The organism is Bradyrhizobium sp. S69 (genome assembly GCF_009766005.1).
Lineage (GTDB): Bacteria > Pseudomonadota > Alphaproteobacteria > Rhizobiales > Xanthobacteraceae > Bradyrhizobium.
Window position 1 is genome coordinate 1 of record NZ_LMUK01000007.1, and the last position, 1807, is coordinate 1807.

The following is a 1807-nucleotide window of genomic DNA, read 5'->3' on the forward strand; positions in this document are numbered from 1 at the left end:
GATTTCCCCTGATCGCTGGAGCCGCCGTACTCGTCGCGCGACCGGAAGCCCAGCGTAAGCGGCCAGTTCTTGGCCTGATCCGGCGGCAGTTGCCGTAGCACCGGAATGCGCTGGCTGCCATCCTTCACAGGCTTGAAGCCACTATATTCGGCAAGGAATCGCCCCGGCCCCGAACTGCCCGACGTCTGTACGTTCTTGAACTGGATTGCAACTGTCTGGCCTACGGCGACGACGACGGCACTCTGCGCTGCAAATTTCAGTTGGAGACAGATCTGACCACCCTTGTCACTCAAAAAACTCATCGCCCAGTCAGGCGACGCGAGCTCGATCTGCTTGACCCCGGGCGTCACATAGAGCTTCAGGACGGTCGCCGCCGCATCCAGCGTGATCCCGGTGGATGTGTTGTTCTGCAATGTCAGCGTTATCGTCCCCCAACGCGGATCGTCCGAGATATAGATGATCGCATGGCCTTGTGGATCGGCCGCATTGGCGATGGCAAACCCGATCGGCGTTTGATCGAGAAGCAGCGAACTCACGTCGGCGCCGGTGAGTATCTTGAGGGTCATGTCTATACTCCGCCAATCGTTGCAACGCCGCGGACGCCCATCAGAAACCTCCCTTTTGCCACGCCGATCCCCGCCCTTGGGCTGTGACTCGAAAGATCGGGACGACGAGAAGCGACATCGGTTTATCTTTTCCTGATTGACAGAACTACCACATCCAATGGACCGGGCTATCGACCGTGACGGTACTGCGGCCGACCGCGACGATCCGAAACAGTTTCGGTCCTTCGACGGTGTTGCCCACGACCGGAGCCGGAACCATGCAACTCGAAATCAGGTCTGTCGACAGTAGCTGTCCAGTATCGACGCAATAGACCTGGCAACTGGTTGCGTAGTCGGCATGCCACTGAACTTTGATCGTCCAGGTGCCGTCGGCCGTAGGAAATTGCAACTGAGCAAAGATAAAAGGATTGGGCAGTGGCACCGCGAGCGTCGCGGGCACGGTGACTACACCGGCGCCCACGCAGGTGAATTGAAACGTCGTATCGACAGAGCCGGCATTAACCGCGACCGAGCTCGTCAACGGAGCATTGTCGATGATGACGGCGCCGTTGCTGCCGGTCACGCGAACATATCCGGCGTTACTGCAAGACCACGACAAGGTCGATGGACCGCCCGGCGCAACCGCATTGGGAGCCCAGCTCAGCTGATTGATTTTCGGCGGGGTGACGTTAAAGCTGACGTCTCTGCTGTCGAATTCCGTCGATCCGACCTGCGGCTGGAGATTGTATTTCGACAATGGCTGCTGCGCCGGAACGATCGCGGTGTCGATTGCCTTGCCGACATGTCCGGTTTCCTCGACGAGACACAACTGCGCCGCGAATACGTTCCACTTCAGTATGACATGCCCGTAGTCCACCGTTCCGCCTTGCGGGACCGGTGCGTCACCATTGTAGGCCACGAAACTCGTGACGTGTGGGGTCGGCGGGACCTTGTCGATGAACTGAACGAAAACCGTGTCATTGTAACCTTGATTGCTCAGGCCCGTACACTGGACAAATATGAGCGATGATTTATCCGGCGGCAGCATGGATATCAGATTGGAAAACTCGATCGCGAGCGGACCCGCTGCTGGATCGAATGACCCGGTGTTCGCGCCGGGCGAGGCAACGAAGACGGGAAAATCCGCTGTTCCCTGTTTCGAGATCCCCCATGTCCCTGGCGACTGATCGATATCCGCGATCATGGACGTGATATCGTCATCCGAGCAAAGCGCCGCCTCGCCGTCGCCCGACAAAAACGAG

At 58.4% G+C, this 1807-nt stretch carries 2 protein-coding genes; both read right to left on the reverse strand.

Going from position 1 to position 1807, the window contains the following annotated elements; all coding sequences use genetic code 11:
- Positions 1-566: hypothetical protein (locus tag GSQ88_RS01700; protein WP_159005599.1), on the reverse strand; the 566-nt coding region annotated here is incomplete at its 3' end.
- 145 nt (positions 567-711) lie between these two features.
- Positions 712-1807 (reverse strand): hypothetical protein (locus GSQ88_RS01705; protein WP_159005601.1); only part of this gene is annotated, 1096 nt, incomplete at its 5' end.